Raw genomic sequence first — 25,634 nt, forward strand, 5'->3', positions numbered from 1 at the left:
TTAAACGGCTACCGGAGCCTTAATGGTTGGGTGCGGATCGTAGCCTTCCACCACAATATCCGCCGGTTCGTAATCAAAAATATTTTCGTGCACCTGGTTAAATTTCAACCGCGGAGCTGGCCGGGGATCGCGAGTTAATTGTTCTTTAACCTGGGCAATGTGGTTACTGTAAATGTGCGCGTCTCCAAGAGTATGCACAAACTCACCCGCTTCGAGGCCGCAAGTTTTAGCAATCATTTCCGTTAACAATGCATAGCTAGCAATGTTAAACGGCACCCCGAGGAAAATGTCACCACTCCGTTGGTAGAGTTGACAACTTAGCTTGCCATCGGCTACGTAAAATTGGAATAACGAGTGACATGGTGGCAAAGCAGCCGTCGGCACGTCTTCCGGATTCCAAGCGGTCACGATCATCCGGCGGGAGTCAGGATGGTTCTTAATCAAATCAATTACGTTTTCGATTTGGTCGATTGTTTCTCCAGTGCTGGTTTTCCACGCCCGCCACTGGCTTCCATACACGTTCCCCAAATCGCCATACTTAGCGGCAAAGTCGTCGTCTTCCAAAATCAACTTAGTAAACCGTTCTTTTTGGATTTGGTACTGGTCGTTAAAAGCCGGGTCGGTCAAGGAACGGTGCCCAAAATCGCTCATATCTGGCCCGTCATATTCGCTACTTTCAACCCACTTTTTAAAGGCCCATTCGTCCCAAATATGGTTCTTATGTTGTAACAAATAGCGAATATTCGTATCGCCCTTCAAAAACCACATTAATTCGCTTTTAATTAGGCCAAACGGTACCCGTTTGGTAGTTAAAAGTGGGAATCCTTCACTGAGGTCAAACCGCATTTGGTAACCAAAGGTACTCAAGGTTCCCGTCTGCGTCCGGTCATTTTTTTGGTGACCATTTTCTAAAACATATCTTTCTAGATTTAGGTATTGTTCTTCGAGCATCCCGTTACTCCCCTTCTTCAAAACTTTCCAAATACTCCCAACGCGCCATTTTAGCTTCTAATTCATCAGATACCTGGTTGAGTTCGGCCTGAAGCTCCGATAGTTTGCCATAATCCGCGGCGTATTCGTTCATTTGTTCCGTGATTGATTTAGATTTTTGTTCTAGTTTATCAATTTCTGCTTCAATTGTCTGCCATTCTTTTTCTTCGGCATAGGTTCTTTTTTTCTTCTTTTTCGGTTTGTTGGCCACGGGAGTTGGTTCCGTTCGGGACTTAGGTGTGGCAGCGTTAGTAGCCGTGGTTTGCGCCCGCTGTTTAAGGTAGTCACTAATTTGACCAGTGTATTGTTCAATTTGCCCGTTACCATCAAAAATCAACAACTGATCACTAACCTTATCAAGGAAATAGCGGTCGTGAGAAACCGTTAAAACGGTCCCGTTGAAATGTTCGAGGTAGTTTTCCAACACGGTTAGGGTGGCAATATCCAAATCGTTCGTCGGTTCGTCTAGTAATAAGACGTTCGGTTGCTGCATTAAGACCTTAATCAAGTACAGCCGCCGTTTTTCACCGCCCGAAAGTTTTTTGATTAAACTTCCGTGCATAAACTTTGGAAAGAGGAATTGTTCTAATAAACTAGTGACGCTAATTTTTTCACCGTCCCGGTTAACAACTTCTTGACCAATTTCCTTAATATAGTTAATCACCCGTTTGTCTTCCGGAATGGGTTCCATCTTTTGAGTATAGTAACCGATTTTAACCGTTTCACCAATGTCGATCGTTCCGCCCTGAATGGGGAGCTTCCCAGCAATCGCGTTGAGGAAGGAAGATTTGCCCGCTCCATTAGCTCCGGTAATTCCAATTCGGTCACCAGCTTGAATCAACTTAGTAAAGTCATGAGCAATCGGGTGATTCCCCACTTGCAAGTCAAGGTGCTTGATTTCAATGACTTTTTTACCTAATCGTTGTTGAGTTAGACCAATCTCAACGTCTTGGTCAATTTCTTTAGGCGCGTGCACGTCTTGATCAAGTTTCTCAAACTTATTAATCCGAGCTTGTTGCTTTGTTCCTCGGGCTTTAGGACCTCGTTTAATCCATTCCAGTTCTTGCTTATAAATCTTGTACTTCTTTTCTTGACTAGCTTCGTTTTGCTGTTCGCGTAACGCCTTTTGTTCCACGTATTTAGCATAATTACCTTCGTATTCGTAAAGGTGCCCAAAACTTAGTTCCCAGATGTGGTTGGTTACCCGGTCTAAAAAGTACCGGTCGTGGGTAACTAGTAAGAGAGCGCCCTTGTAATCGGCTAAATACTTTTCTAGCCACTCAATTGAGTCAAAATCCAAGTGATTAGTGGGTTCGTCCAGTAGCAACAAATCCGCGGGTTCTAACAAAGCCTGTGCTAACGCGATCCGCTTTACCTGGCCCCCTGATAGTTGGTTAATCGGCGCATCCAGCATATCTACGTGGAGCTGCGTTAAAATCGTCTTGATATTACTTTCGGTATTCCAGGCGTCCAGCCGGTTCATTTCGTCTTCTGCTTTGGTAAACTTCTCAAAAATCGTGCTCGAGGTGGGATTATCGGTATATTCCGCTAAAACCTGTTCGTAACGTTTGATTACCCGAAAAACTTCTTGGTCACCACTATAAATAAAGTCCCGGACCGTTTCGTATTGGTTAATCTCCGAACTTTGCTTTAAGTAGGCAATTCGGTAATCGTTAGGGGCTTCAAATTCGCCGCTATCAGCTGGGTCAATTCCGGCCACCGCGTTTAAGAGGTTGGTTTTTCCCGATCCATTCGTCCCGATCAACCCGATTCGATCGTTTTCGTTGATGGTGAAATTAATCGATTGAAAGAGCTGCTTTTCTCCGTATGTTTTGGTTAAATTTTTAGCCTTTAATGTTTTCATTCTCAATCATCTTTCCCTAATTTTCGTGCTGTTGTAAACAACGCCTCTGGTTGGTTTGGTAACTGATCGTTAATTACCATGGTTTTTAAGGCATTTAAAATCCGACCCATTTGAGGTCCCGGAGTGACAATCTGGTTTGCAATCAAATCTTTACCGGTCACTGCTAATTCTTTAGGGGATTTAATTTGTAGTGTTTGGTAGGTATCCAACCATTCGTGGGCGTCGTGTCCTAAGATTTGCGCCACCCGGACTGCGTTAGCAACGTTCTCAGCCCCGGCTTCAAATAAAATCATTCGGTCTATCCCGTCATTTTTCAACATGGTAAGTACCCGGACGGTCGCCGTAACGTGGCGAATCAATTCGTTAGAGGTCTTCCACTGCTTTAAAAAGTGGTTGATTTGTGCGCCCTGTAGCTGCAACATCCATGCTAAAAGCGCCCAAACTTGGGTTTCGTTTTCTAACTGGCTTAGCGGATAAGCTAGCATGGACTGTAATACGGCTCCCTTGCCAGCCAATCCTGGACAATATTCATTGAGCCGCGTTGCTACCATGTCAGCTAACCCCCGGTTAGGGTTGGTTCCTAACATCATTTTTTGAAACTCTACTAAGGTCCGTTCCACCGAGATCTTAGCTAACAAACTACTATTCACTTTAATGGCCGCTAGCGTCTGAGGTTCAATCACAAAATCTAATTGACTAGCAAACCGCACCCCGCGCATCATCCGTAAGGCGTCTTCATGAAAACGGGCCTTAGGATCGCCGACCGCGCGAATTTTGTGTTGTTTAAGGTCAGTTAAACCGTCAAAAACGTCGATAACGGTTCGATCTTCCCGTAAGGCAAAGGCGTTGATGGTAAAATCACGCCTCATTAAGTCTTCCTTTAGTGACCGGACAAACGTAACCTGATCAGGCCGCCGAAAATCTTGGTAACCACTTTCCGTTCGAAAAGTGGTGATTTCGTAACTATGTTCGCCAGTTAAAACCATTACGGTTCCGTGTTCGATTCCCGTATCAACGGTTCGTTTAAAAATTTGTTTAATTTCAGCGGGATAAGCACTCGTCGCAATGTCCACGTCGTGAATGGGCTTACCAAGCAACGTATCCCGGACGCTACCGCCCACAAAATAAGCTTCATATCCAGCTTCTTCGATTTGTTGTAACACGTTTCGTGCCTCTTCAAACTCTTGTGGCATTTTTTCTAACTGCACCATTCTCACATCCAATCCACATTTAATACTACCAGAAACCGCCCGGATTTTGAAAAGGAAGTTCCACTTCTATGGTATGATATTTGCAAGTACTGCATAAGAAATAAGGAGGTTGTTTATGCAAAAAGATGAATCAATTCGGTTGTTAGATTTCGTCATGATCACGCTAGGCTGCTGTCTGTACGGATTGGGCCTTGCAGTGGTCAACATCCCCAATCACCTTGCGGAAGGTGGAATCACCGGGGTAACTCTAATATTGCGCGCCTTGCTAGGAATTGACCCCGCGCTTTCAACGTTGTTAATCAACGTTCCACTGATTTTAATTGGGTACCGTTTTTTAGGCAAACGCTCCCTAATCTACACCATTTTTGGAACGTTAGCACTTTCGTTTTGGTTGTACTTTTGGCAACGCATCCCCATTAGCTTAGACATCCACCACGATATGTTCATTGCCGGTATTCTAGCCGGGATTGCGGGGGGCTTTGGAAGCGGGGTCGTCTACCGTTTTGGAGGCACCACCGGCGGCACTGACGTGGTTGCCCGGATTTTGGAAAAACGCCGCGGAATTGCAATGGGTCATACCCTTTTTGCACTCGACGCGGTTGTTTTAACGGTTTCGCTTTGTTATATTGACGTTTTGCATATGATGTATACGCTGTTAGCCGCCTACGTTTTCTCTCGCTTAGTTTCTCTAACCCAAGTTGGGGCTTACGCCGGGCACGGTTTAATCATCATTAGCGACCAGAATGAAGAGATCGCAGAAGCGCTTATGGATGAGCTGGGACGCGGCGCTAGTTACATAAAAATGACGGGTGCTTATTCTAATAACGAACGGCAAATGGTTTACTGCGTAATCGGCCCTAACGAACTTAACTTAGCTAAACGAATTATTGAACGTGTCGATCCGCGTGCATTTACTTCCGTAATCGACGTGCATGAAGCCATTGGCGAAGGGTTCACTTACGATTCTGATAAACAACCTGAATAAATACAAAAAATGCAGAAGTTGCCAATTGGCAATTCCTGCATTTTTATTATCAGTGTTTAACTAGCAATTAAAATACCGTTAAATCAGAATACATTGGAGTTAGCTCGTCAAAATTGTAAGTTGCTAACTTTTCAATATCTTCTCCATGGAAGAATGCTGCGTGACTGCGAGCCAACATGAGGTTAATCTTGTCGGTATCGTCAAATTGAACTAGGATAACTGGTTTTCCATTTTCAAAGGCGGCGCCAATTTCAAATACCGTTCCAGGATCTGAAATTACTTCTTCACCTTGTTTAGCATAATCAAGAATTGCGACCACTACGTCCGATTTGCGAACTTGACGAACGTCTGCTTCAAACACGCCAACTTGCCACTTAAACGAACCAAATTTCTCCGTCTCGTACTGGTGGTCCATTGGAACGTAGATGTTGTCGCCGTCAATTGTCGAATTTTTCTTTAAAAGTTCTTCAACCTTCCGTACCCGTTCAATTTGTAAATCACTGAAGAAAGGTGCTGCTAAATATACTGAATTTGCCATTCTTCCAATCACTCCTTTAGCCTTGTGTAATAAAACTATAACATAGCTAAGGGCATTTTAGAGCAATGTTTTTAACTCCACATCCGAAATTTTTTCGGGAAGGTTCTTATCGAGCGCGTAAAAAAACTGGTTGGTTGCGTTCTTACCAACGACTCCGTAAACGGTCCGTTCGTTGAAACTAGTTAACAATTTGATTTGGTAATTTTTGGCGATCACGTTCTTCATTAGCGTTTGTTGTTCGTTAAAACTTGCGGCGTTGAAATCCGTAAAATCTGCTGGTTGGTCAGCCGTAAACTGATTTTTGCGCATAACTTCCACCATTTTTTTATTAAATTTAGGCGCCCAGTCCTTAATTTTATAATTATCTTGCCAACGGTTAATAGCCCTGCACCTCCAAATCTTCTAATTCATCTTGCATATTCAAATCGGTTGGAACTAGCTTGACGTACTTACGAGCCACGTCCACCGCCTGTTCAAGTTGACCATTTTCCTTACTAAAGTGGTACCAGTCCAATAAGAACGGAGCCGAATCCGCTAAATCCGTCGCGGCTGCGGCAAAATGCTTTTGCGCTCCCGCAAAGTCTTCGGTTTTCCACTCGGCAAGCGCCACGTTCCAATTTAACTGGGCATCCGTGATTTCATCCGTAGCGTAACTTAACGTGTCTGCATAACGTCCTTGCCGGTTATAAAAGTCAGTAATCCGAATTACGGCTGCCTGATTATCTGGTGCCAATTCCACTGCTTTTTGCAAGTACTTCTCAACTAACTCATCATCATGCGCGTGTTCTGCCATTTCAGCGGCTAATAAATAAAGGTCGGGATTATATTGGTCAGCTGCCAATCCTTCTTGGGCCGCAGTTAACCCTTTATCCCATTCTTCATCACGCCGGTATGCATCGATCAAGTAAGGGTAAACACTGCTATACGATGAGTCCATATCGACAACTTTTTCCAGCACCGTCTGTGCGCGTTGTACTTCGTCAAGTTGTAAGTAGGTGATCCCCTCTTGCATCAAAATGTCGGGAGTCAAATCTTCTTCATGAATCTGTTCATAATAGGCGATTGCCTTTTCAAACTTGCCAGAAGCTGCATAGGAAGCCGCTAAACGCTCGACAATGTTAATCTGACTCATCATGGGGATTCCTTGCTTAATCAGCTTAAGATAGTACGCTACGGCCTTAGGATAGTCTTGAATGGTGTAATAGAGCTCTCCTAAGGCAAGTTGGATGGCTGGCTCGTCTGGTGCAAGTTGTTCGGCCGCTAAAAGCTTTCTTTCCGAAACTTCGTATAACTCTTCCGTTTGGTAAAGATCCGCTTCCACCATTAACGCCGAAACGTAAAATTCTGAATCTTCGGGAATTTTTTCCAAGTTTTCTAAAGCCCGGTCATTTTCCCCTTGATCTACTAAAATTTCAGCCGCCAACACTGGTAGCTCGTGATCACTAGGATACCGATCAATCAATTTTTCGTAGATGCGGAGTGCTTTGCCATCAAACCCCAAAGCATAGAGCTCTCCCGCTAAATTATAAAGGGTTTCATCATCATCTTTTCTTAATGCCCAACCGTATAGCCGATTAAATTCATCAATTTGACCCGATTCTAGGGCATCGAGTGCTCTTTGGGAATAATTTGCATCTTCGTGATTCATAATTTTTACAGGCAAACAAAAAGCCAGCATAACAGAGCTATGCTGACCCAAGTTCAGAAATCCGCTTATTTAACAGCGTCCTTCAAAGCCTTACCAGGCTTGAATGCTGGAACTTTGCTTGCTGCGATTTCAATTTCTTTACCAGTTTGTGGGTTGCGACCCTTACGAGCTGCACGATTACGTACTTCGAAAGTACCGAAACCGATCAATTGAACTTTGTCGCCCTTCTTCAAGTCATCTTGAATTGAGCCAAATACAGCTTCAACAGCCGCTGTTGCATCCTTCTTGGTTAAACCAGTTTTCTTAGCAACATTTTCAACTAATTCTGCTTTGTTTGCCATGTATATTTCACCTCCTGAATTTTGTTTATCAAAACAAGGTGTTTTGTCATTTTTGAAAAATCAAAAACGGTGAAACAATAATCTGTTATTATTTCAACTTGAAATATATCACACAGAGACCGCTGTGACAAGCTTTTTTGCGCTTTTTGCATTAAAAACGGCATCTATAATACTTATTTAAGAATTACTTTCGACGACGCTCGATTAAATGCACAGGTGTTCCCTCAAAGTCGAATGCCTCGCGGATTTTGTTTTCCAAAAAGCGTTCGTATGAAAAGTGCATTAAGTCTGGATCGTTAACAAAAATCACGAAAGTTGGCGGTTGCACGCTAACTTGCGTTCCATAGTAAACCCGTAGTCGTTTGCCATTTTCACTAGGCGTAGGGTTCACCGCGATTGCGTCCATAAGGACATCGTTTAGGCTAGAAGATTGGACGCGTCGCCGGTGGTTTTCGTCGACCCGTTTAATTAACGCAGGAAGTTGCGATAAACGTTGTTTTGTAACGGCAGAAACAAAGATTATCGGTGCGTAACTAAGGTAGGCAAACTCTTGTCGAATTGACTGTTCAAAGTTAGAAAGGCTATGGTTATCCTTTTTAAGCTTGTCCCATTTGTTTACCACAATTACGATTGCCCGCCCGGCTTCGTGGGCATAGCCAGCAATTCGCTTATCCTGTTCGCGAATACCTTCTTCGGCGTTCAGCACCACTAAAACTACGTTACTGTTATCAATGGCCTTCATCGCACGCATTACGCTATAACGTTCGGTATTTTCGTAAATTTTACCTTTTTTCCGCATCCCGGCAGTGTCGACCATCACAAATTCATCACCATTACTGGTAAAACGCGTATCGATTGCATCCCGGGTCGTACCCGCGATGTCAGAAACAATCACCCGTTGTTCGCCCAAGATGGCATTTACTAGCGAAGATTTTCCCACGTTTGGCCGTCCGATCAAGCTAAAGCGGATCGCTTCATCGTCTTCTTGCTCTTCTTTATCTGGAAAATTAGCAATTACTGCGTCTAGTAAGTCCCCTAAACCAAGCCCGTGACTTCCGGATAGTGGGTACGGATCGCCGAATCCTAAACTATAAAAGTCATAAATGTCTTGGCGTAATTCCGGGTTATCAACCTTATTAACCGCTAGGATAACTGGTTTATCAGCTTTATATAAAATCTTAGCAACCGCTTCGTCCGCGTCACTAACCCCTTCACGCACGCTTACAATAAAAATAATCACGTCCGCTTCGTTAATTGCTAATTCGGCTTGATCCCGAATTTCTTCTAAAAATGGTTCCTCACCAATTTGAATTCCACCGGTATCAATTAAGTTGAATTTCCGGCCTAACCATTCACTATGGGTGTAAATCCGATCACGGGTCACACCCGGTGTATCTTCAACAATCGAGATCCGTTCCCCCGCAATGCGGTTAAAAATTGTTGATTTTCCGACGTTTGGTCGGCCAACGATTGCTACAGTTGGATTTCCCATCAATTGGCCCCCTTTCTAAATACAACATTAAAAAGGTCTTGGACAGACTATCATTCTCCGCCAAGACCTTTCTAACTGAGTTGATAGGCATAATCTAGCACTTGACATGTTAAATTATTAATCCTAACAATTTTTTGAATTATTTATCTGAATCTTTAAGACTGTCACCAATGATATCACCTAGTGTGAAACCAGTTGTTTCTTCTGGCATATCCTTGCTGTAGTCAGTTGCAGGAGCTTTAGAAGCCTTCTTTTCGTTCTTTGGAGCTTCTTCTAAAGCCTTGATTGATAATGCCAAACGGCGTTCTTCTGGGTGTACTTCAAGTACCTTAACCTTAATGTCTTGACCTTCTTCAAGAACATCTGCTGGAGTAGCGATGTGCTTGTGAGAAATTTGAGAAATGTGTACTAATCCTTCAACACCAGGGAAGACTTCAACGAATGCACCGAAATCAGTTAACCGTTTTACTTTACCATCTAAAACAGCACCTACTGGAGCCTTTTCTGCAATATTTTCCCAAGGACCTGGTTGAGTTTGCTTGATTGAAAGTGAAATCCGTTCTCTTTCTGGATCAACACTTAAAACTTTCACTTGAACTTCTTGGCCAGGCTTGAGGACGTCAGAAGGTTTTTCAACCCGTTCGTATGAAATTTCTGAAATGTGAACAAGTCCATCAATTCCACCAAGGTCAACAAAAGCACCAAAGTTAGTCAAACGAGCTACTTTACCAGTAACAACTTCGCCTTCCTTTAATGAGCTCAATACTTCTTGGCGTTTTTCAGCGCGTTCAGCATTGATAACTGCCTTGTGTGAAAGAATCAAACGGTTGTCTTCTGGTTTGATTTCAATAATCTTAACTTTAAGAGTTTGACCCTTGTAAGCATTTAGATCATCAACGTAGCGGTTTTCAATCATTGAAGCAGGGATAAATCCACGTACTCCTGCATCAACTACTAAACCACCCTTAACAACTTGAGTAACTGGTACTTCAAGTTCTTCGTCGTTAGCAGCCTTTTCTTCGATTTCTTTCCAAACCTTACGAGCTAAGAGACGCTTACGAGAAAGTAGGTAACTGCCACCTTCCTTATCGTCGCCAATCCGTGAAATAACTACAAGTTCTAGTTCGTCACCAATTTTAACTTCGTCGTTAATATTGTCGATATGTTGCGTAGAAAGTTCACGTAAAGGTACGACACCTTCCACACCAGCACCTTGAATTCCAACGATCACTTGACGATCGTCATCAATATCAAGCACTTCGCCAGTAACTACGTCACCAACTTTTACTTCTTCAACGCTGTTAATTGCGTTGAGTAAATCACTGTTTTGATTAACATCATTTTCGGCCATCCGAATAATCCCCCTTTTACAGCACTTATACTTATATAATATCGAAAAAATTGCATAATTGCTAGTAATTGTTATTACTTTCTGAATACAGTTTCATGAACAATGTCTAAAATCTTTTGAACCACCTCTTCAATCGACATGGCAGTAGTGTCTACCTCGATTGCGTCGTCAGCTTTAGTAAGTGGAGAAATTTCACGGGTAGAATCTTTATGGTCCCGAATTTCAATTTCTTTTTTCAATTGTTCTAAATCTGTATTCATGCCTTTTGCAATATTTTCCTTGTAACGGCGCTCAGCCCTTTCTTGGACACTAGCCACGAGAAAAATCTTTACTTCCGCATTAGGCAATACGGCCGAGCCAATGTCCCGACCATCCATTACAATACCACCATCTTTAGCTAAATCACGTTGCCAGTCCGTCAGTACTTTTCGCACTTGCTCTTGAGCTGCAATGGTGGAAACGGCATTAGTTACGTCCGTTCGCCGAATCGCTTCCGTTACTTCTTGACCATCCAAAAAGACCTTCTGTACGGGATCACCGGGTTCAAAATTTAACTTAGTTTCCTTCAACATTGCCGCAATTTTTTCTTCATCATTCAAGTCAAAATGATTTTGCATTGCTTTTAGAGTAACTGCTCGATACATTGCTCCCGTATCACAATAAACATAACTTAAATCTTTTGCGACAATTTTAGCAACCGTACTTTTTCCTGCTGATGCGGGTCCGTCGATTGCAATTTGTAATTTCTTGTCCATAAACTAACTAACGACCTACCTTACTCTTAATTGTTGTCCTGGTTCAATTTCGGAGTTGCTGCTTAATCCGTTTAATTCCATTAACTTCTGAACAGAAATTCCGTTATTAACCGCGACCCGGTACATTCCTTGACCAGCTTGTACCGTTGCGTAAGAAGCACCTTCTGCAGAGCTTACGCTACTTGAAGATTCTGTAGTCGTACTGCTTGATGAAGCTTCCGTTGAGGCTGATGATGCCGCCGATTTAGATTTAGCTTCACTTTGCTTATCCACTGATGAAGTTGAACTCTTAGCAGATGACGCCTCTTTTTCAGCTTTCTTCGAAGATGACTTAGCCTTACTTGCCGAGTGTTTCTTACTTGATTTAGCAACTTGCGTGGTAGTGGTGTTAGCCGTCTTTTGTTGGAAATCTTGCCGTTGAGTCATGTAATAAGCTAACGACGCAATCGCCAAAATAATTACCACCCAAATCATTGAACCGACAATGGTTTTAGTACGTTTTTTCTGTTTATGAAATTCACCACGTTCCGACTTGCTTGCCGTTTCTTCGGCAGGAGCTGCTTTTTCAGCAGTCGTAGTTTGGTCAACAGCCGGTTCTTTTTGCGTATCCGCTGCTTTTTCATTTGCGGTTTGTTCCTCAGTAACTTCGTCTGACGAAGTCTTTTTGATTGCCTTTTTGTTTTTCTTGTTTTTGCTACTCAATGTTCGTCCTCCTAATGCATACCAATATGATGTATTTTACAATATTTTATTTAGAATGACTACGTAAAATGGGCTACTCGGTCGCAAAAATTTGTGCTAACTTTACTCGCCAGTCCGCCATTGCTAACTGGCTAGCATCACGAGGTGGTTGCAACCCTAACGCCGTAAAATCATTTATCGAACCACAGCATTGGTCGTCATGTGCCGTAAATTGTTCATCAAAGTGTTGCAACAAAAAACGTCGGTGACATCCCGTAGTCCGAATTAATTTTAACATTTCTAAAATCTGTTGTTCCTTTTGTTGCGCTTGTTTTTTGAATAAACTTTTTAATTGCGCTTCACTAAGCCCAAATTCTCGGTAATATTCAATTAAAGCTCGTTGTTCTTCAGTTTGTTGGTCGGCACTAATTAGCGATTGCTCTTCAACGTTAGGAAGCGAGTAACTATTTAAAACGCTCGGTATCATCTCGTCGCCCGCAGCATACAGCGTAATTGCAACGCTAGGCTGTCCATCACGCCCAGCACGTCCAATTTCTTGGACGTAGCTTTCAATATCGCCCGGCATGTGGTAATGAATTACGTACCGGATATCTGCTTTATCGATTCCCATCCCAAAAGCACTCGTAGCGCAAATTACGTCAAGTTGGTTCTTTTGAAATTGACTTTGGACTTGCAACCGATCATAAGTAGACATTCCCGCATGGTAAGGCGCTGCCGAGCACTCAAGTTGGCGATTAATTAGCTCACTCACTTGGCTTGCAACTTTCCGACTAGAGAAATACACGATGCCCGCTCCTGGCAGCTCGTCGATTAAATTCAACAACAGTTCTTCCTTATCGCCGACGCTATCCGTTGTTAAAAAATCCAAAAAGATGTTTTTCCGGTCTACAGAAGCGACGTATTGCTCAGTTGTTTGAGCATCCAAAGCGAGGTACCGCAAAATTTCCGATCGGGTATTTTGGCTCGCAGTGGCCGTTAGTGCTAACGTTAGTGGATTCCCGAACTGCTTCCGGACTTGCCCAATTCTCAAGTAATCCGGCCGAAACGATTTCCCCCATTGCACAATGCAGTGGGCCTCGTCAACTACCATTAACGCAATCTTCAACTGGTTAATTCGCGCCTGAACTTCCGGTTTTTGCAAGCTTTCGGGTGATAAAAAAATGAATTTATAGTCCGCTAAGTGGTTTAAAACGTACCGTTGGTCAGTGTACGCCACTTGAGAAGTTAGTTCTGCAATTTGACGTTCACCACTCAACCGCAAACGTTGGATTTGGTCCTTAATCAGGGAAAGCAGCGGCGAAACTACCACCACCGTGCCGGGGCATAACAAACCATACATTTGATAAATTAAAGTTTTTCCCGCCCCCGTCGGTAAAATCGCTAAAGTACTCTGTCCGGCCAGCAATTTATGTAAAATTTCTAGCTGACCTGGTCGAAATTCCTGAAAACCAAACTGCTCCCTTAACTTATTGTAAATCAACCGATCTGAAATCGTCATTGTCCTTGCCGTTCCTTAATGTATCTAATCTGACTAAGCCGAAAATCAAAAAAAGTTAATGCTGGGTACTTTTGTAGTGCCGTTTGGAAATCAATTTCTTCCAAATTCATTTGAGCAACGGTCGGGTTTAAAAATTGTTGATAAGGAAAGTCATCAAGTAAGATTGCCATCATCAGTAAATGTTCTTTAATGGTGTTAGGCTTTACCCGCCGTAATTCCGCAATTTTTGAGACGTCATAGCCCTTTCGTAATAGCTGTAAAGTTTGCCACGTACTCTCAGGTAAGACGGAAGGCTGGGCCACCATCTCAATTAATTGGTCAAAAGGAGCGACCCGGTCATAGAGCACTTGAGCAAAAATCTTTCTAAAAATTAGTCGAAGTCTCAATTCCATTTGAAACGGGCTAACTTCACTAATTCGCGCAAGTTGCTCCACCGTTAATCCTAAATCGCCGTGGTTAGGTAAATAATTTACAAACCAATCGGCTTCGTCTTGAGGAAGCACCTCACAGAGCTTAGTCAAAGCTTGCTGGTACTCCTGAACTAATTGCAAACGAGATTGCCCACCCTGCTTCAAAGCGGCGAACCATTTTTTGATCATGAAATTAATATGCCGGTCTTCGTTCACCGGTACGTACCGCGAGTTTTGAAAACTGTATTCGGAAACTACTTGAGTAGCCATTAACCACAGGCTAATGGCCGAATCAAGTTTGATTCGCAAACTCCCCGCTGGCGGCATTGGAAGATTAGTCTGCTGTTGTGCGCCTTGATCGGTTAATTTCAGCGCATCGTCTTCCCTAGCCAAGTACCCCATTTTAACCGCTTGATCTACGCTGTTCAAAAATTCCTGGCGGTCTAATTTTTTCCAAAAACCAATATAATTTAGCAAACCGTATTCTAGCCCACCATAAAGCGATGAGACCGTTAATTTATTCTTCAACAAATTTAAAATCACTTTCGGCCGCCGACTTTGTTGACGGTCAAAAAAAATCAATCCGTCTGCTGGTTTCATTTATCCGTCTGCCGTTTTAACCGTTTAACTTCGCTTAATTTTAAGGCGCGCCATTTTCCTGACTGCACGTCGTCAATCGACAAAAACGAGTAGCTATTCCGGTGCAATTTTTGTACCGGATGACCAACCGCCATGAACATCTTTTTAACTTGATGATTGCGCCCTTCGTGAATCGTTAATTGCACAATCGAAGTCTTTTTTTCTAGGTCAGTACTAATCACCTTAGCCTTGGCTTTAGCGGTTTTCCGGTGGTCAATTACGATCCCTTCTTCTAACCGTTTCAGTGCCGTTCCATTAATTAGGCCCTTGACCTTAGCGGTGTACGTCTTTTCAAATTTAAACTTAGGATGCATCAATCGGTTAGCCAATTCTCCATCGTTGGTCATCAAGACTGCACCAGAAGTATCGTAGTCCAGCCTTCCGACTGGGTAAATACGTTCGGTAACGTCTGGGAAAAAGTCCATAACCGTTTTCCGGTTTTTATCGTCACTAACCGACGTGATCACTCCCCGCGGTTTATTTAATAGGAAATAGACGTTTTGCTCGCGTTGGATAGGCACCCCATCAACTTCGATCCGGGCATGTTGGTCTACCTTAGTTCCTAATTCCTTAATCACTTGCCCATTAACTTTTACATGCCCTTCGGCAATTAGTTTTTCGGATTTTCGCCGCGAAGCCACTCCAGCCTCGGCCATTACTTTCTGTAATCTTTCTTCTGCCATAGTTACTCCTTATTCGTTGTCATTTTTGATTCAAACTCTTGTAAAAATAGGTCTTCATTATCATCTGGATCTCCTTCGGCATTCTCGGAGTCTTCAGGCAACGCCGGCAATTCCGTAAGATCTTGTAACCCAAAATAGTCCAAAAATTCTGCAGTTGTGCCGTATGTTTTCGGTCTTCCTGGCTCGTTCAACCGCCCGGTGACCTTGACTAAATTTCTTAAAACTAGGTTCTGTAAGGTGGTTCCACTGTGAACGCCCCGAATTTGATCAATTTCAATCCGGGTAATGGGCTGCCGATACGCCACAATTGCTAGAATTTCCAAAGCTGCTGCTGACAACCCCGCTTGATTAGACCGGGCAAAATATTTTTTAATCAGCACCGCTAGCTCAGGCTTGGTAACTAATTTATAGGTTCCTCCCGTTTGAATCAAGCTTAATGCCGAACTTGGGTCTTGACGATACTTTTCAGCTAACTCTTCCAAAATGGTGGTGACCGCCGGCTTAGCGAAGCCAGTTAACTCTGCTAAGTTGGCCAGTGTAATTCCTTCGGCACCCGCCACAAAAAGTAGCCCTTCAACTTTTTGTTCCTTGTTCATTAACCTCACCTATCTTAATTATAATTGACTGGTCTGCGGAATCTTGGGACAGTTTGATTTGTTGTTTTTTTGCTAACTCTAAAATTGCCATGAAGGTGGTCACCAGAACTTCGCGGTTAACCCGAGCACTGAACAGCTCTTCAAAACGGCAAACTGTCTGTTGGTGAACCATCTTTTGCACAAAAGCCATTTGTTCTTCAATTGAAACTTCTTCCGTTTGCACTGTCCGAGAAACCGGTTCTAGTAAGGCTTGGCGAGCGAGCACTTTTTGTAAAGCCTTTTGTAAGTCGGTAAGTTCAATTCCCGGGGCTAACCGGGTGACCGCCGCCGGATCAATTTCCATCTCTGGACGCGAAAACGAACGTTGCCGTTCTATTTCTAATCCCCGCAAATTTTCAGAAGCCGTTTTAAAAATCTGGTATTCAATTAACTGATCTACCAAGTCATTACGGGGGTCTTCGTCAACTAGCTCTTCATCTTCTTCATGAGGCAACAACATCTTACCCTTAATCTCCGTCAGCTTAGCTGCCATTACTAGATACTCTCCGGCAATGTTTAGCTTTAACGTTTTCTGAGTATGCAAATATTGTAAATATTGACTTGTAATTTCTGAAATGCGAATGTCGTAAATACTCATTTGCGACTGTCGAATCAAATGTAATAATAAATCGAGCGGTCCTTCAAAGTCAGCTAACTTCACGTCCGGTAAATTATACACTTTAGTTTTCATCAACTTGCCCCATTTCAAAACGTTCAACCATTGCGCTTGTCTTCAGCGATCCCATTAACCGTCGATCCGGAAAAATCGATAACAATGATCGAAAGATTTCGTTTTCGTTAAAAACCGTTTCTTCATTTGCGATGAAGGCCATCCGTTCCACAACTACGCAATCGGCTTCCAAAACAATCAACACTAGTCCAATGTATGTGCCGTTTCTGCGTTCCAAGTAAATCTGGCGGTTCTTTTTGGTATATCGCTCTAAAACTTGCTGTACCACATCGATTGAGTGAAACTCGTCAATCGTTGAGAGTAAGCCCATTGCAATTTGTCTTTTTGATTCTGTGTATTTAACTAACATTTTGCTCCCCTGTTATCAGGCTCGCGGATGGTACTTGTCGTATACATCCACTAACCGCTGTTGAGTAATGTGCGTATAAATTTGGGTAGTTGAAATATCTGCATGACCAAGTAGTTCTTGCACAATTCGTAAATCCGCGCCATTTTCCAATAAATGCGTTGCAAAAGAATGCCGTAGCGTATGTGGAGTAATATTTTTTTCGATCCCCGCTTTTTGAACCTGTGCCTTCAAGTTTTTCCAAACTCCTTGACGGGTTAAAGGGTGTCCGTGTTGGTTAAGAAAAATTTCGTTATACCGTTTTGATCCTAATAACGCTCTTCGTGGACCATTAATGTAACGCTCTAGCCAATCAATCGCCACGTCGCCGATCGGAATGATCCGCTGTTTATTTCCCTTACCAACCGTTTCAATAAGCCCCATCTCTAAATGCAATTCGTTGAGGTTTAAGGCAATCAGTTCGCTAACTCGTAATCCCGTTGCGTACATGACCTCTAAAATCGCCCGGTCCCGAATTCCTAAAGGTTTCGTAGTATCCGGAACCTTAAGCAAACGTTCAACCTCTTCAGTGGTTAAAACTGATGGCAAGTGTTGCGCACGCTTGGGCGGATCGATATTAGTCATCGGGTCCGTTTGAATTCGTTCGTTAAGCAATAAATACTTAAAAAACTTTCGCAAACTGGAAATCGTGTGAATTGAAGAACTTCGAGCCCGACCGGTCTGCTTTAAAGCGTTAAGGTAGTTTAATATGGTATAACGGTCAACATCTTTAATATCGGAAATATTTTGTTCTTGCAAAAAGTTTTGCAAATGACGTAATTCCTGACGATAACTCACAATCGTATTATCTGAAAGTCCTCGCTCAACTTTTAGAGCGTGGAGATAATCGTTAATTAAGTCATCCATTACCCTATTGCTCCTTTAAAACAATCCCATCGGCGGTTTGTTCAATTACGCCCGCTTTAAGCAAGTGACCAATTGCCATCTTGAAACGACTTTTACTAATCCCAAAATGTTCTTTAATATCACTAGGATTACTGTGATCGTTAAACGGCAGTTGCCGGTCTGCGCGGTGTTGCAATAACGCTAAAATCATCGCGGCATCGTCCCCAAGTGCTTCATAATTACGAGGTTTCAACGAGAGGTTTAGCGTTCCGTCTGGATGGATTCCAATTACCCGGGCCTGTACTTTTTCGCCTAAACGAGGTTCCCGATCCCGTTCCGAAGGGTGAATAAAACCTAGATGAAATTGGTCGGTAATTACCAAAGTACCAGCTAATTTAAGTCGGTACGCCGTTGCCGAAACATTTTGGTTAATCATCTTTTTATTTGCCCGCACGGAAATTGCCTTAAAAACGGTGGAGTCAGCTGGATGGGCCCACATCCGTTCCTTATTATCGACCGTAAGACAAACTAGTAGTTGGTCATCTACATGGGGCCAGATTTTGGTTTCCGTTGGCAATTCGTCTAACGAAACCACCACGTCCTTGTTATTTAACCCGATATCCACGAAAACTCCCAAATCTTTACGGACTTTAACCACCGTGCCCCAGCCGTATTTTCCGGTAGTGGCCTTGGGAGCTTCCCGCGTCATTTGACGTTCATGATTAGCATTTTCATAGGCAAAACCCTTAAAATTACTGTCCTTTTTTAGCGGCTTCTTTATTTCTTTTTTATCAATTCGGTAGGTTAGTCCATCTTCAGCTTGTGCAAAGTAAAACTGGTCATTTTCATCAATAACCTTAGCCTGTATCTTTTTTCCTAATAATGTTTCCATATTTCCACCCGTTTATTTAATCTGTATTTGTAGTAGTTGAATAATTAAGTATGCGATCCCGGAAGCAATGATTGGACCAGCGGCAATTCCGTTCATGAAAACAACCCCAATGATTGTTCCCATAACCAACGCAACCGTTACTTCTGGACTAGCCGACAAAAAGCCGACCCCTTGGTAGGATAACAACGACACTAAAATCCCACAAGCAACCGCAATCCAACCAACTGGCGATTTAAAGGAATTGATCAAATCCATAATGCCAATTCTTCCCGTAGCAATGGGGACCAGAATGGCAACTGAAATAATGGTGACTCCCCAGTTGATCCCCTGCTTGTCAATAATGCTAAATAATTTATCTGAATTAGGGATCAATTTAAATAGCAAAACGGCAATCGTGGCAATCATTAAAGACTGGTTTTTTCCTAACCAAGAAACTAACAAAATACCTGCTAAAAAAAGCCAACTTTCCAACATTTTCACTCCGAACGTTTCAGTTTACATAAAAAATTTTGATTTTAATTTAATACGAAGCCCTTAAAGCAGCTTCGCATACATTTTTAATCTAAAAGTTTATTATTATACTATTGTACACTATTTTAGCTGGCACGAAAAATGCAAATCCCCCTTTTTCAACCTATTTTCACAAAGATTTTGTGATATTTTTTCTTTTCAAATTTGATTGCTATTCCATTTGAAAATCTACATTTTTCTCAATCACTTTTTCAAGACAACAAAAAAGACTCAGGGTCCTCAAGACCCCAAGTCTTTAACGATTCACTTTAAATCTTAAAGTGAGTTTGAAGCACCATGGTAGATAATTCCACGACGTGAATCAACCGTAATTAATTCATCGTCAGAAAGAATTGATGTAGCGTTTTGAACACCCACGATTACTGGAATACCCATTGAGATTCCAACAACTGCAGCGTGTGATGTCAAACCACCATTTTCAACAACCAAAGCACTTGATTTTTCAATTGCTGGTAGGTAATCTTTGTCAGTTGTCTTTGTAACTAAGATTCCACCTTCAACAGCTTTTTGGTTAGCTTCGTCAGCTGATGTAGCAACAACTGCTTTACCAATTACGGTTTCGTCGCCAACACCTTGACCAGATGCCAACTTAGAACCAATTAATTGAAGTTTCATCATGTTAGTTGTACCACTTTCACCAACTGGTACACCAGCCGTAACAAGGATTAGGTCGCCTTCCTTAGCAAAGCCAAGGTCAACTGCCTTGTTAGCAGCCAATTCGAACATTTCGTCAGTAGTTGCAGGACGTTCAGCAACGATTGGGTGAACACCCCAGTTAACCATTAAGCCACGACGTACGCGTTCGTCGAAAGTAATTGCCAAGATGTCTGCATCTGGACGGTACTTAGAAATCATCCGTGCTGTGTAACCTGATTGAGTTGCAGCAACGATTGTCTTAACGCCCAAGTTCTTAGCAGCGCGAGCAACGGCAGCAGCCACTGTTTCAGTAACGTCACTTTGATCAAAAGTATTGATTTGAAGGTTACCGTCATCAGCCATAGCATTTTCAGCTTTTTGGTCGATCTTAGCCATTGTAGCAACAGCTTCAACTGGGTAGTCACCATTAGCACTTTCACCAGAAAGCATAGTTGCGTCAGTACCATCCCAAACAGCGTTAGCAACGTCAGAAGCTTCCGCACGAGTTGGGCGTGGGTTTTCAATCATTGAGTCAAGCATTTGAGTAGCAGTAATAACTGGCTTACCAAGTGCGTTGCACTTCTTGATCAATGTCTTTTGAACCAACGGAACGTTTTCTGCTGGGATTTCAACACCCATGTCACCACGAGCGATCATGATACCATCAGAAACTTTTAAGATTTCGTCAGTGTTGTCGATACCTTCTTGAGATTCGATCTTAGGGAAGATTTGAACGTCTTCCATGTTCTTTTCTTCAAGTAATTCACGAATATCAAGAACGTCTTGAGGCTTACGAACAAAACTTGCAGCAATGTAGTTAATGTTCATTGATTCAAGACCAAAACGAATGTCGCTAGCATCTTTTTCAGTGATACCTGGCAAGTTGATTGATACGCCAGGTGCGTTAGTACCTTTACGTGAACCAAGCACACCGTTGTTTGTAGCGTGCACAACTAATTCGCGGTTTTCGTCATCTTTTTCGTCAATCTTAAAATCAAGTAATCCATCATCAAAGAGAACGTGTCCACCAACATGAACATCGTCGTAAAGACCAGGGTATGTAACCGCGATCTTTTCCTTAGTAGTTTCTAAGCTAGCATCCATTGAGATACGAGCCTTATCCCCTGTGTGATATTCTTGGTTACCATCTTTTTGGACGGTTGTCCGAATTTCAGCACCCTTTGTGTCAAGCAAAATACCTACTGATTTACCAGTAATCTTTTCTGCTTCCTTAACCATGTTGTAGCGGCCTAAATGTTCTTCGTGGTCACCATGTGAAAAGTTAAAACGGAAAATATTTGCACCAGCTTCGATTAACTTAACAATCGTATCAACTGATGTACTTGCAGGACCAAGTGTTGAAACAATCTTGGTTTTCTTCATTACAGAATCTCTCCCTTGATTTTAAATTATAAAAGATCTTTTAGATCATTTTATACCAAATTAATAAAATAAAAAATTAGAACGATAAGTCCTCACTCAATTGATAAAGTGAGTCGTCTGCTTGATGTTTTGCATCAAACAAGTCCGTGATGTCGTGTGCTTGAACCTTGTTATCCAAGATTCCAACCGCTAAACCACCCTTACCTTCAAGAAGTAATTCAACAGCGTAAGCACCCATCTTGCTTGCCAAGACACGGTCTTTAGCAGATGGAACACCCCCACGTTGAACGTGGCCAATTACCGTAGCGCGGGCGTCAAAGTCACCGTATTGCTTAAGCTTCTTGATAAACTCTGGTGCAGCTTCCGAGTTTGCGTCCCCTTCGGCGATTACGATAATTCCATAATCTTTACCGTTGGCACGGTTTCTCTTAAGCTTGTTAGCAATTGCTTCCACATCGTAATCGAAACCAGGTGCAATTACTGCATCAGCTCCCGAAGCAACTCCTGCCCAAAGAGCAATATCAGCAGCGTGGCGTCCCATTACTTGAACTGCGAACACCCGTTGGTGACTCTTAGCAGTATCACGAACCTTATCAATTGCGTCTACCGCTGTGTTCAACGCTGTATCAAAACCAATAGTGAAGTCGGTAAACGGAATGTCGTTATCGATCGTTCCTGGAAGACCGATTGTATTGTATCCGTGTTCTGTTAAGCGAAGAGCACCATGGTATGAACCATCTCCACCAATAACAACCAACGCATCAATACCGAACTTCTTAAGTTGTTCGATACCTTTTAATTGGCTTTCTTCTTGAGCAAATTCAGGGTAACGGGCCGAGTAAAGCATGGTTCCACCTTGCGAAACCATGTCATCTAAATCCGCTGCCTTGAATTCATGAATATCACCAGCTACTAAACCAGCGAAACCATAATTAATTCCATAAGCTTCAAGACCTGAGCTTATGGCCTTTCGTGCAACGGCGCGGATGGCTACGTTCATGCCCGGAGCATCCCCACCACTTGTCATGATACCAATACGCTTCATTTTTTCACCTCAAATAGAAATATTGAGTTTTTTCAAAACTTCATTGTTGATTCTATCACTTTTAAAATCAGTTGTCTGTACCATTTTGCCAATTCTTTCAATGTAAGTGCTTTAATTCACGCTTTATTTTTCAACCAATGAAATTTGGTCCAATCCAAGTAAATTTTCAAACGCTTTTTTCACTTCTGGAGTTCCCTGCAAACTAAATTTTTCTGATAACGCTCGTTGCTGATTGGTATCTTGGTAAACTAACGTCACCGGAACTTGTCCATGGTATTCCTTGAACATTTCGAATAACCTTCTTTGAAAATCGGCGGGATTTTTGCGGCTCGGTACCTTAATCACCCAATGTGTCTGTCGGTGCGACCGTTGTTGGGGCGCTGCAATTTGGTCAACAATTAACTGCAGTTGATCCTCGCGTTGTTCGACTTTTCCCGTTAACTGAAGGACGCGTTTACTTTCCAAAAGTTGGTTAGATTGGAAAACGCGCGGAAAAATTACCGCCTCGCATTCATCAGTCTGGTCACTGATTTTGGCAAACGCCATCGGTTCACCCTTCTTCGTTCGAATTGTGCGGATACTGCGGATGTAGACTATGGAAGTTACCTTTTCTCCCGCTTTAAACTGTTGAATCGGGATAAAATGCCGTTGTTTAATTAATGCGGCAAATCGTTCTACCGGATGGGCAGATACGTAAGTTCCCAGGAGCTCTTCTTCGCGGTCCAGTTTTTCGTCTAACGGTAAATCTGGACGACTTTTAATCGTTGGCATTAATTTTTGAAAGAGGTCAACATTTTGTCCACTAAAGGTAATTCCCTTAAGCAGCTCTGGCAAATATTCATCCAGTTCCGCCCGGTTATAGCCAAAACTATCTAAAGCGCCCGCAAAGATCAATTTGTCAATCACATCTTCGTCAATGCCCTGGTCGCCCATTCGACGTAACCAGTCGTCAACCGTTTTAAAACGTCCACCACGTTCGCGTTCCGCCAACAAGTGTTGAATAAAGTCACGCCGCAGTCCTTTAATTGCGGTGAACCCCATCCGGATTTGCCCGCCTTGATAGGTGTAGGTGGCACTACTTTGGTTAATGTCCGGAGCTAAGGTAGAAATGCCTAAACGTTTTAGCTCTTGAATGTAGGTTTTGGTTTTTGCGTCGTTTCCCACCACGGAATTTAATAGCGCCGTGTAAAAATCTCCCGGATAGTGCGCTTTTAGGTAGGCTAACTGAAATGCCAACTTACTATAGGCAACTGCGTGAGATTTATTAAAACCGTAGTTAGCAAAGTTTTCAATATACCGGTAAACCTGTTGAGCAATTTTTTCGCTGTAACCCTTTTGCAGAGCTCCTTGAATAAAATTGGTCCGCATTTGCTCAATTACGGCGTGCTTTTTCTTACTCATTGCCCGCCGCAGCAAATCCGCTTGACCAAGGCTTAAGCCTCCCATCGCAGAGGCCACCTCCATTACCTGCTCTTGATAAACCAAAATTCCATACGTTTCCCCTAATACCCGTTCTAGTACTTGATTTGGGAAATGATACGGTTCTAAATGGTCCTTGCGCTTAACAAACCGGTCAATATTTTCCATCGGCCCTGGCCGATAAAGAGCGTTAACTGCTACCACAAGGCCAAAATTAGTTGGGTGTACTTTTCGTAAAACGTTACGAATCCCTGCAGACTCAAATTGGAAAACTCCGCTAGTGTCGCCCCGTTGGAATAGTTGTAAGGTTTGCGGATCGTTTAAATCGATTTGCTCAATTTCAAACTTGGGCTCCGTACGACGAACTAATTGCAAGATATTGTTCATTAAAGACAGGTTACGGAGGCCCAAGAAGTCCATTTTTAACAACCCTACTTGTTCAACAAAATTTTTAGAATACTGACTCATCAGCATCCCTTCGTTACCATCCTGCACGGGCACACTTTCCACCAGTTCATCCTGACTTAAAACGATTCCGGCAGCGTGCGTTGAAAAATGGCGCGGAAGTCCCTCTAGGCGGCACGCCGTCTCAAACATAAATCGATTTTTCGGTGAACTCTCAATAAAGTCCCGCAACCGGTGGGAAGTTTGGGCCGCTTGTTTTAACGTGATGTTTAATTTGTTTGGAATCAACGCGCTAATTTGGTTAATCTTATTGGGCATCTCGCCAAACACCCGGGCCACGTCCCGAATAGCTTGTTTGGCAGCTAAAGTACCGAAAGTAATGATCTGTCCTACATGTTGGTGACCATAGCGGTCGTGGACGTACTGCAAAACTACTTCACGCTGATCATCAGGTATATCAAGGTCAATATCGGGCATTTGGGCCCGTTCCGGATTCAAAAATCGTTCAAACAAGAGGCCATACTGCAAAGGATCCACGCTCGTAATTTTTAATAGATACGCTACTAGGGAACCAGCGGCAGATCCCCGCCCCGGCCCCGTGAGGATTTGATTTTGATGCGCGAACTGGACCACGTCATGAATGATTAAGAAATAGTCGGCAAACCCCATTTCCTTGATGACGGCCAACTCATGATCTAGGCGTGCTTGATAACGTTCGCCATCCTGCAACGTTTTTTTGAGCGGCTCTAAAGCTCGCTGACACAGTTGGGTCAAGTACGTAATGGAATCTTGATGATTGGGGGTTGCAAATTGGGGAAGCCGTGGATTAACAATCGGAATCTCCAAATTAATTTCTGCGACCACTTTATCGAGTTGCTCGAATACCTTTACGTCAACCATCGGGGTGTATTCACGAACAAATTCAGTTGGCGGTTTTAACCAGTTATTACCCCCACCATTTGCTAAAAGCTCTGGATGTTGCAAAACCTTCCCAGACTCAATGTCACGCAATACTTGGGTTGCAAAATGATCTTCCTCATTTAAATATTCTACGCTAGGCAGTGGTAAACAACCGATTCCCGCCTTTTGGGCCATCTGCGTCAACGTTTGTCGCATCACGTGCGTTTGTTGGCCATTAATTCCCAAAAATAAATTTTCTGGTGTAATTGTCTGCTGATATTCTTCAATTAAAGACTGAGCATCATTTGCCATTCCCCGCTCTAACAACTCGTTAACCTCAGAACGAACCGGCGGTACAATCACCACTAAGTCTTGCCAATATTTCCGTAAATCATCAAACGTGAGCGTAGCTTTTGCCGCGCCTCCCGTCATCCGTGCGGAACTGATCCGCAACAGATTGTGGTAGCCGTTAAGGTTTTTGGCCAGTAAAACTAATGCAAATTGATTATCGATGCCGCGAGTACTATCAAGCCAAATTGTCAAACCAACGAGCGGTTTCAAATCATTTTTTAAACAGGCTTGGTAAAATTCAATCGCGCCATACATCGTATTATTATCAGTGAGGGCCATCGCGGAATATCCGCGATCTTTGGCAGTTTTAACCAGTTCAGCAATTTTTGTTGGACTCGTCAACAAACTATACGAACTCAAGACATGTAGCGGTACAAAAGCCATTATTTTCCCTCCCGTGTTTTTCTT

24 protein-coding genes are annotated in these 25,634 nt (G+C 42.9%); 1 reads left to right on the forward strand and 23 read right to left on the reverse strand.

The features are described 5' to 3' along the window. The 3 genes from NYR25_05150 to NYR25_05160 are packed head-to-tail and all read right to left on the reverse strand — an operon-like array spanning window position 1 to window position 4,065. Window positions 1–951, reverse strand: a complete 951-nt coding sequence (locus NYR25_05150) for a thymidylate synthase (GenBank protein UWF32993.1) — start codon at window positions 949–951, stop codon at window positions 1–3. Window positions 952–955: 4 nt separating this feature from the next. Further along, complete coding sequence (locus NYR25_05155) at window positions 956–2,854, reverse strand: ABC-F family ATP-binding cassette domain-containing protein (GenBank protein ID UWF32994.1); 1,899 nt, start codon at window positions 2,852–2,854, stop codon at window positions 956–958. Window positions 2,855–2,856: 2 nt separating this feature from the next. Further along, complete coding sequence (locus tag NYR25_05160) at window positions 2,857–4,065, reverse strand: CCA tRNA nucleotidyltransferase (protein UWF32995.1); 1,209 nt, start codon at window positions 4,063–4,065, stop codon at window positions 2,857–2,859. A 115-nt stretch (window positions 4,066–4,180) separates the two neighbouring features. Here NYR25_05160 and NYR25_05165 point away from each other — a divergent pair, with 115 nt between their 5' ends. Next, window positions 4,181–5,050: a YitT family protein gene (locus tag NYR25_05165; GenBank protein ID UWF32996.1), complete on the forward strand. Its 870-nt coding sequence runs from the start codon at window positions 4,181–4,183 to the stop codon at window positions 5,048–5,050. A gap of 67 nt (window positions 5,051–5,117) precedes the next feature. Here NYR25_05165 and NYR25_05170 read toward each other — a convergent pair whose 3' ends face one another. The 20 genes from NYR25_05170 to dnaE form a co-directional block, all read right to left on the reverse strand. Beyond that, window positions 5,118–5,588, reverse strand: a complete 471-nt coding sequence (locus NYR25_05170) for a nucleoside 2-deoxyribosyltransferase (protein UWF32997.1) — start codon at window positions 5,586–5,588, stop codon at window positions 5,118–5,120. A gap of 57 nt (window positions 5,589–5,645) precedes the next feature. Continuing rightward, window positions 5,646–5,897 carry a hypothetical protein gene (locus NYR25_05175; protein UWF32998.1) on the reverse strand — a complete coding sequence of 84 codons (252 nt, stop codon included), beginning with the start codon at window positions 5,895–5,897 and terminating at the stop codon, window positions 5,646–5,648. Between the two features lie 67 nt (window positions 5,898–5,964). Continuing rightward, window positions 5,965–7,266, reverse strand: a complete 1,302-nt coding sequence (locus NYR25_05180) for a tetratricopeptide repeat protein (GenBank protein UWF32999.1) — start codon at window positions 7,264–7,266, stop codon at window positions 5,965–5,967. A 35-nt stretch (window positions 7,267–7,301) separates the two neighbouring features. Continuing rightward, complete coding sequence (locus NYR25_05185) at window positions 7,302–7,577, reverse strand: HU family DNA-binding protein (protein ID UWF33000.1); 276 nt, start codon at window positions 7,575–7,577, stop codon at window positions 7,302–7,304. 184 nt (window positions 7,578–7,761) lie between these two features. Beyond that, a complete protein-coding gene (gene der / locus NYR25_05190; GenBank protein UWF33001.1) occupies window positions 7,762–9,069 on the reverse strand; it encodes a ribosome biogenesis GTPase Der in 1,308 nt (435 codons plus the stop codon). A gap of 139 nt (window positions 9,070–9,208) precedes the next feature. Then, window positions 9,209–10,420, reverse strand: a complete 1,212-nt coding sequence (gene rpsA / locus NYR25_05195) for a 30S ribosomal protein S1 (GenBank protein ID UWF33002.1) — start codon at window positions 10,418–10,420, stop codon at window positions 9,209–9,211. Between the two features lie 74 nt (window positions 10,421–10,494). Beyond that, window positions 10,495–11,175, reverse strand: a complete 681-nt coding sequence (gene cmk / locus NYR25_05200; GenBank protein UWF33003.1) for a (d)CMP kinase — start codon at window positions 11,173–11,175, stop codon at window positions 10,495–10,497. A 15-nt stretch (window positions 11,176–11,190) separates the two neighbouring features. Continuing rightward, window positions 11,191–11,877 (reverse strand): LysM peptidoglycan-binding domain-containing protein, encoded by a 687-nt coding sequence (locus tag NYR25_05205; GenBank protein ID UWF33004.1) that lies wholly within the window; start codon window positions 11,875–11,877, stop codon window positions 11,191–11,193. A gap of 73 nt (window positions 11,878–11,950) precedes the next feature. Then, on the reverse strand, window positions 11,951–13,375 hold the full coding sequence (locus tag NYR25_05210) for a RecQ family ATP-dependent DNA helicase (GenBank protein UWF33005.1): 1,425 nt from the start codon (window positions 13,373–13,375) through the stop codon (window positions 11,951–11,953). After that, the gene (locus NYR25_05215) at window positions 13,372–14,385 is read right to left on the reverse strand and encodes a helix-turn-helix domain-containing protein (GenBank protein UWF33006.1); all 1,014 of its coding nucleotides are present in this window, start codon (window positions 14,383–14,385) and stop codon (window positions 13,372–13,374) included. The genes NYR25_05210 and NYR25_05215 overlap by 4 nt, the downstream gene beginning before the upstream one ends. Next, window positions 14,382–15,107 carry an rRNA pseudouridine synthase gene (locus NYR25_05220; protein UWF33007.1) on the reverse strand — a complete coding sequence of 242 codons (726 nt, stop codon included), beginning with the start codon at window positions 15,105–15,107 and terminating at the stop codon, window positions 14,382–14,384. The genes NYR25_05215 and NYR25_05220 overlap by 4 nt, the downstream gene beginning before the upstream one ends. Before the next feature lie 2 nt (window positions 15,108–15,109). Beyond that, window positions 15,110–15,703: an SMC-Scp complex subunit ScpB gene (gene scpB / locus NYR25_05225; protein UWF33008.1), complete on the reverse strand. Its 594-nt coding sequence runs from the start codon at window positions 15,701–15,703 to the stop codon at window positions 15,110–15,112. Continuing rightward, on the reverse strand, window positions 15,681–16,433 hold the full coding sequence (locus NYR25_05230; GenBank protein UWF33009.1) for a segregation/condensation protein A: 753 nt from the start codon (window positions 16,431–16,433) through the stop codon (window positions 15,681–15,683). The genes scpB and NYR25_05230 overlap by 23 nt, the downstream gene beginning before the upstream one ends. Further along, window positions 16,423–16,782, reverse strand: a complete 360-nt coding sequence (locus tag NYR25_05235; protein UWF33010.1) for a riboflavin biosynthesis protein RibT — start codon at window positions 16,780–16,782, stop codon at window positions 16,423–16,425. The genes NYR25_05230 and NYR25_05235 overlap by 11 nt, the downstream gene beginning before the upstream one ends. Before the next feature lie 15 nt (window positions 16,783–16,797). Further along, window positions 16,798–17,685, reverse strand: a complete 888-nt coding sequence (gene xerD, locus NYR25_05240; GenBank protein ID UWF33011.1) for a site-specific tyrosine recombinase XerD — start codon at window positions 17,683–17,685, stop codon at window positions 16,798–16,800. Window positions 17,686–17,689: 4 nt separating this feature from the next. Continuing rightward, window positions 17,690–18,556 carry a S1-like domain-containing RNA-binding protein gene (locus tag NYR25_05245; GenBank protein UWF33012.1) on the reverse strand — a complete coding sequence of 289 codons (867 nt, stop codon included), beginning with the start codon at window positions 18,554–18,556 and terminating at the stop codon, window positions 17,690–17,692. A 12-nt stretch (window positions 18,557–18,568) separates the two neighbouring features. Continuing rightward, on the reverse strand, window positions 18,569–19,027 hold the full coding sequence (locus tag NYR25_05250) for a DUF441 domain-containing protein (protein ID UWF34720.1): 459 nt from the start codon (window positions 19,025–19,027) through the stop codon (window positions 18,569–18,571). Window positions 19,028–19,342: 315 nt separating this feature from the next. Beyond that, entirely contained in the window at window positions 19,343–21,106 is a 1,764-nt protein-coding gene (gene pyk / locus NYR25_05255; GenBank protein ID UWF33013.1) for a pyruvate kinase, read from the reverse strand. Between the two features lie 76 nt (window positions 21,107–21,182). Next, window positions 21,183–22,151: a 6-phosphofructokinase gene (gene pfkA, locus NYR25_05260; protein ID UWF33014.1), complete on the reverse strand. Its 969-nt coding sequence runs from the start codon at window positions 22,149–22,151 to the stop codon at window positions 21,183–21,185. A gap of 123 nt (window positions 22,152–22,274) precedes the next feature. Further along, on the reverse strand, window positions 22,275–25,610 hold the full coding sequence (dnaE, locus tag NYR25_05265; protein UWF33015.1) for a DNA polymerase III subunit alpha: 3,336 nt from the start codon (window positions 25,608–25,610) through the stop codon (window positions 22,275–22,277). Window positions 25,611–25,634: the final 24 nt, after the last annotated feature.

Source organism: Pediococcus acidilactici (genome assembly GCA_024970065.1).
In the GTDB taxonomy this organism is placed as follows: Bacteria; Bacillota; Bacilli; order Lactobacillales; family Lactobacillaceae; genus Pediococcus; species Pediococcus acidilactici_A.

Coding starts and splice junctions, on each gene's coding strand:
- NYR25_05165 (UWF32996.1), top strand. CDS start 4,181: ATGCAAAAAGATGAATCAATTCGGTTGTTAGATTTCGTCATGATCACG.
- pfkA (UWF33014.1), bottom strand. CDS start 22,151: ATGAAGCGTATTGGTATCATGACAAGTGGTGGGGATGCTCCGGGCATG.
- cmk (UWF33003.1), bottom strand. CDS start 11,175: ATGGACAAGAAATTACAAATTGCAATCGACGGACCCGCATCAGCAGGA.
- NYR25_05215 (UWF33006.1), bottom strand. CDS start 14,385: ATGAAACCAGCAGACGGATTGATTTTTTTTGACCGTCAACAAAGTCGG.
- rpsA (UWF33002.1), bottom strand. CDS start 10,420: ATGGCCGAAAATGATGTTAATCAAAACAGTGATTTACTCAACGCAATT.
- NYR25_05245 (UWF33012.1), bottom strand. CDS start 18,556: ATGGAAACATTATTAGGAAAAAAGATACAGGCTAAGGTTATTGATGAA.
- der (UWF33001.1), bottom strand. CDS start 9,069: ATGGGAAATCCAACTGTAGCAATCGTTGGCCGACCAAACGTCGGAAAA.
- NYR25_05185 (UWF33000.1), bottom strand. CDS start 7,577: ATGGCAAACAAAGCAGAATTAGTTGAAAATGTTGCTAAGAAAACTGGT.
- NYR25_05230 (UWF33009.1), bottom strand. CDS start 16,433: ATGAAAACTAAAGTGTATAATTTACCGGACGTGAAGTTAGCTGACTTT.
- NYR25_05210 (UWF33005.1), bottom strand. CDS start 13,375: ATGACGATTTCAGATCGGTTGATTTACAATAAGTTAAGGGAGCAGTTT.
- NYR25_05220 (UWF33007.1), bottom strand. CDS start 15,107: ATGGCAGAAGAAAGATTACAGAAAGTAATGGCCGAGGCTGGAGTGGCT.
- pyk (UWF33013.1), bottom strand. CDS start 21,106: ATGAAGAAAACCAAGATTGTTTCAACACTTGGTCCTGCAAGTACATCA.
- NYR25_05160 (UWF32995.1), bottom strand. CDS start 4,065: ATGGTGCAGTTAGAAAAAATGCCACAAGAGTTTGAAGAGGCACGAAAC.
- dnaE (UWF33015.1), bottom strand. CDS start 25,610: ATGGCTTTTGTACCGCTACATGTCTTGAGTTCGTATAGTTTGTTGACG.
- NYR25_05175 (UWF32998.1), bottom strand. CDS start 5,897: ATGCGCAAAAATCAGTTTACGGCTGACCAACCAGCAGATTTTACGGAT.
- NYR25_05170 (UWF32997.1), bottom strand. CDS start 5,588: ATGGCAAATTCAGTATATTTAGCAGCACCTTTCTTCAGTGATTTACAA.
- NYR25_05180 (UWF32999.1), bottom strand. CDS start 7,266: ATGCTGGCTTTTTGTTTGCCTGTAAAAATTATGAATCACGAAGATGCA.
- NYR25_05150 (UWF32993.1), bottom strand. CDS start 951: ATGCTCGAAGAACAATACCTAAATCTAGAAAGATATGTTTTAGAAAAT.
- NYR25_05155 (UWF32994.1), bottom strand. CDS start 2,854: ATGAAAACATTAAAGGCTAAAAATTTAACCAAAACATACGGAGAAAAG.
- NYR25_05235 (UWF33010.1), bottom strand. CDS start 16,782: ATGTTAGTTAAATACACAGAATCAAAAAGACAAATTGCAATGGGCTTA.
- xerD (UWF33011.1), bottom strand. CDS start 17,685: ATGGATGACTTAATTAACGATTATCTCCACGCTCTAAAAGTTGAGCGA.
- scpB (UWF33008.1), bottom strand. CDS start 15,703: ATGAACAAGGAACAAAAAGTTGAAGGGCTACTTTTTGTGGCGGGTGCC.